The sequence below is a fragment of the Streptomyces sp. NPDC047917 genome (assembly GCF_043204345.1).
GTDB classification, from domain to species: domain Bacteria; phylum Actinomycetota; class Actinomycetes; order Streptomycetales; family Streptomycetaceae; genus Streptomyces; species Streptomyces sanglieri.
In genome coordinates this window covers 1-4867 of sequence record NZ_JBIDCA010000034.1, presented here as the reverse complement: position 1 = coordinate 4867, position 4867 = coordinate 1, and the positions used below count along the sequence as shown (strand labels likewise).

Annotated in this window: 2 protein-coding genes; both read right to left on the bottom strand. The window is 71.4% G+C overall.

Going from position 1 to position 4867, the window contains the following annotated elements:
• Nucleotides 1–149: 149 nt before the first annotated feature.
• Entirely contained in the window at nucleotides 150–1619 is a 1470-nt protein-coding gene (locus ACGF8B_RS41780) for an FAD-dependent monooxygenase (RefSeq protein ID WP_392748130.1), read from the bottom strand.
• A 75-nt stretch (nucleotides 1620–1694) separates the two neighbouring features.
• On the bottom strand, nucleotides 1695–4867 hold a 3173-nt coding region (locus ACGF8B_RS41775), incomplete at its 5' end, for an SDR family NAD(P)-dependent oxidoreductase (protein ID WP_392748128.1).

The window sequence follows — 4867 nt, the reverse complement described above, 5'->3', positions numbered from 1 at the left end:
TTGCCTGGCGGCCGCCGCCACCGTCGCGCTCGTGCGGGCCGGGGGCGGGGGGCGCCACCCGCCCTAGTCCAAGTAGGGCGGGGGGGGGGGGGGGGGGCCGGGGCCCCCCCCCCCCCCCCCCACCGCCGTACCGTCGAGCTGTCGCACGGTCACCGGCGCGGCGGACCGAACCACTGCTTCAGAGCGCCCACCAGCGACTCGCCGTCCGGCTCGCCCGCCCACGCCACATGCCCGTCCGGACGCAACAGGACAGCACGCGCGTCGATGTCCGCCACCGGCTCGGCCGCCACCACCTCGACCCGGTCCGACCAGGGCGCCAGCCTGTCGGCGACGGGGCGACCACCGGTCAGGCCGAGGAACACACCGCGCCCGTGGTGCTGCACCCCGGGGACACTGCCGGCGCCGTCCGGCAGGGTCAGTGCGACATGCGGCAGCCGACGGCCCAGCGGCGCAGCCGCTCCGGGCGGTGCGTAGCTGACGTCCAGACCGGTGGACAGCTCCAGCAGATAGCGGTTGACATCGGGGAACTCCAGCAGCGTCGCCACCAGCTCCCGCACCGGGGCCACCCGCTTCACCGGGTGGATCAGGGCCAGCTGGGTGTCCGTGGCGGAGGCCGCGCGCACCGCCGCCGGCCGTCGCTCGCCCGTGTACGTGTCGAGCAGCTCGGGCGGCGCCCAGCCGAGCAGGTCGCCCGCGAGCTTCCACCCGAGATTCACGGCGTCCTGAAGACACAGGTTGATCCGCAGGCCGGCCAGGGGATAGAAGGTGTGCGCCGAGTCCCCGACCAGGAGGACCCGCTCGTCCTGGAAACGGTCGGCGACCCGGGACGGGCCACCGTACCTGCGGATCCAGCGCACGGGCACATCGGGGAACGGCCGCTCGTTGAGCCGCTCCACGCCCGCCCGCAGCTCCGAGGCCGTGGGCGCCACCGAAGCGCCCGGCAGATCGGTGTCGAACTCGGCGGTGATCACCCGGGTCACCCCCGGTTCGACCGGGACCGACGAGTACAGGCCGCCGACCGGGCAGAACCGGGCACCGCGGTGGATCTCGTCCAGCTCACCGAAATCGATTTCCACATCGGCCACCAGACCGCAATTGGGCTGGCTGGAACCGGGGAATCCGATCCCCGCCAGCTCACGCACCACACTGTTCTCGCCGTCGGCCCCGATCAGATAACTGCCGCGCAGCCGGTACTCGCCGCTGTCGGACCGAACGGTGACCGTGACACCCGACTCGTCCTGCGTGAACCCCGTCAGCTCGTGACCGGGGCGCAGATCCGTACCCAGCTTGACCGCCCGGCGCTCCAACTCCCGCTCCATGTACTCCTGCCCGAGCAGCAGCGCGGGCAGGTGCCGGCCCTCCAGCGGAGCGCTGTCCAGCCACAACAGCGAGAAGTGCGTGCCCTGCGAGGGCGCGGTGTGCTCGCGTATCCCGTCCAACAGCCCACGCTGATCGAGAAGTTCGGCCGCAGTCGTGTTCAGGGCCTGACCGACGGAACGGCCGCCGTCGCGCGTGGCATGCCGCTCCAGCACGATCGATTCGATGCCCCACAGGCCCAGTTCGTGGGCGAGCATGAGCCCGGCGGGCCCGCCGCCCGAGATGATGACGGGATCGGACATAACCTGTTCCTAGGGGTGAGAGGTTTGGGAAAACCGGATCCATCATGGCCGGGGTGAGGACGGGAGGAGCCTGATTCAGGCGATCCCGAGCTCGTTGTCGATGAGGTCGAAGATCTCGTCGTCGGTGGCCGCCGAGATGCGCTCGGCACTCGGCCCTTCGGACGCCTGCGGATCGGACCTGCCCTCCTCCAGACTCAGCAAGAAGTCCTGGAGACGGGTCACGATCTTGCCCACCGCGGCCGGGGACGCCTCGGCGGCACCCGACGCGCCCTGCAGCAGGTCGAGTTCCGAAAGCAGCCGCCCGAACACGTCCGCCTCCGGCGGGGCGAGCAACTCGTTGAGGTGCTCGACCAGCGCGTTCGGCGTGGGGTGGTCGAAGACGAGGGTCGGTGAGAGCCGGTGGCCGGTCGTGGTGCCGAGCCGGTTGCGGAGTTCGACGGCGGACAGCGAGTCGAAGCCGAGCGTCTTGAACGGCTGTTCGAGACCGATGTTGTCCCCCGTGGCGTGCCCGAGCACCGCGGCGACGTTCTCGCGCACGAGATGCGCCAGAAGGCTGCGCCGATCCTCGGACGACAGCGGCGCCAGGCGCTCGACGAGCGGGACGCCGGACGGGGTGGAGCGCCCCGGACCGTTCGTGGCTCGCGCCGCGAGCCCCTCGGGCCGTTGCCGGACGAGACCGCTGAACAGCGGCTCCAGCAGCCCCGACCGGGCCCGCTCGCCCAGCGCCGCGAGGTTCATGCCCATGGCCACCGACAAGGGCCGGCGCAGCCCGAGGGCCTCGTCGAACAGCGCGAGCCCCTCCTGCGAGGAGAGCGCCACCACACCGGTACGGGACAGCCGGCTCAGCGCCGTGTCGTCGAGGTGCCCCGTCATGTTGCTCGCCTCGCCCCACAGTCCCCAGGCGATGGAGGTGGCGGGGAGTCCTTGGGTGTGGCGGTGGTGGGCGAGGGCGTCGAGGAAGGTGTTGGCGGCGGCGTAGTTGGCCTGGCCGGGGTTGCCGAGGAGGCCGGCGGCGGAGGAGTAGAGGACGAAGGCGGTGAGGTCGTGGTGGCGGGTGAGGGTGTGGAGGTTCCAGGCGGCGTCTGTTTTGGGTTTGAGGACGGTGTCGAGGCGTTGGGAGGTGAGGGTGTCGATGGTGGTGTCGTCGAGGGTGCCTGCGGTGTGGATGACGGCGGTGAGGGGGTGGTCGGTGGGGATGGTGTCGAGGAGGTGGGCGAGTGCGTCGTGGTCTGCTGTGTCGCAGGCGGTGAGGGTGACGTGGGCGCCTGTTCGGGTGAGTTCTGTGACGAGTTCGGTGGCGCCGGGGGCGTGGGGGCCGCGGCGGCTGGTGAGGAGGAGGTGGCGGACGTTGTGGTGGGTGACGAGGTGGTGGGCGAGGAGGCTGCCGAGGGTGCCGGTGGCACCGGTGATCAGGACGGTGCCCTCGGAGTCCAGCCCACGCGGCAACGTCAGCAGGGTCTTGCCCGTCTGCTGCGCCTGGCTGAGATAGCGCAGAGCATCCGGCGCATGGCTGATGTCCCACGCGGTGATCGGCGGCGGAGCCAGTGCCCCGGCCTCGAACAGTGCTACGAGTTCGGCCCAGATCTCCTGGATGCGGTCAGGTCCGGCCTCCATCAGGTCGAATGCCTGGTACGCCACGCCCGGATAATGCCGGGCGATCTGGTCCCGGTCCCGGATGTCGGTCTTGCCGATCTCCAGGAAGCGGCCGCCGTGGGGGAGGAGGCGCAGGGAGGCGTCGACGAATTCCTTGGCCAGGGAGTCGAGTACGACGTCCATGCCGTGGCCGTCGGTGGCGGTGAGGAACTGGGTCTCGAAGTCGGTGGTGCGGGAGTTGCCCAGGTGGGTGTCGTCGAAGCCGAGTCCGCGCAGGGTGTCCCATTTGCCGGTGCTGGCGGTGCCGTAGACGTCCGCGCCGAGGTGCCGGGCGATCTGGTGGGCCGCCATGCCCACGCCGCCGGCCGCCGAATGCACGAGCAGTCGTTCCCCGGCCCGCAGTCCCGCCAGATCCACCAGCCCGTAATACGCCGTCAGGAAGACGACGGGGACCACAGCGGCCTCGTTGAACGTCATCCCCCGGGGAATCCGGGCCGCCCAGCGGTGGTCGGTGACACCGAGCGGACCGAGCCCGCCGGACGGGAACAGACCCATCACCCGGTCGCCCGGGGCGATCGAGGTCACCTCCGTACCCACCTCGACGACCACGCCCGCGCCCTCGCCGCCGATCCGGGCATCGTCCCCCGGATACATGCCCAGGCCGACCATCACGTCCCGGAAGTTGAGTCCGCCCGCCCGCATGGCCACCCGTATCTCGTGGGCTTCGAGGGGACGTTCGCCCTCGGGATGGGGGAGCAGACCGAGGTTGCCGAGGGTGCCCTTGCTGGTGACGTCCAGCCGCCACGAGGCACAGTCGGCGGGCGGCACCAGCACACCGGAGGCATCCGCCGCGCGCGTCAGCCGGGGCACTTGGACACCGCCGTCCCTGACCGCCGCCTCGGGCAGCCGCGCGGACAGGACTTCGGACAGTACGTCGGACTGGGCGGCGGCGCTCGTGTCGGAGGCCGCGGAGCCGTCCAGGTCGAGCAGCGCGAAGCGATCCGGATTCTCCGTGCGCGCTGAGCGGACGAGTCCCCATACGGGCGCGGCGGCCAGGTCACGGATCTCCGGACCGGGGCGCGTGGCGACGGCGTTGCGGGTGACGACCACGAGTTGCGCGTCCGCGAACCGCTCGTCGGCCAGCCATTCCTGAACGCATTCGGTGACCCGCCCGAGTACCGAGCGCACGGCGTCGGGTATCTCCTGGTGCCCATCGCTGTCACCGACACAGGTGACCAGCACGCGCGCCGGCACGCAGGCGCCGCCGTCGACCGCTTCGCGCAGCGCGGCAAGGGTGTCGTACGCGGTGCAGGACTCCGCCGCACCGGTCGCGTCCCGCAGCATGTCGCACAGGCCCAGCGGATCCGGCCCGAGCACGCCCACCGGCCCCAGGGGGGAGGGGGATTCGGACGGCGGCGTTGGAACCCATTCCACGACATGGAGCCCAGTGGTGGCAGCGGGGGCGGCTGCCGCGGCGAGCTGGTCCAGCGTGATCGGCCGGGTGACCAGCTCCCCGATGTGGGCGACCGGCGCGCCGGTGCGATCGGTGAGCGTGATCTCCATGGTGGTGGGTGTGGTGGTGGTGAGGTGGGCGCGGAGGGTGGTGGGGTGGGTGGCGTGGAGGGTGATGTTGTTCCAGGCGAAGGGGATGTGGA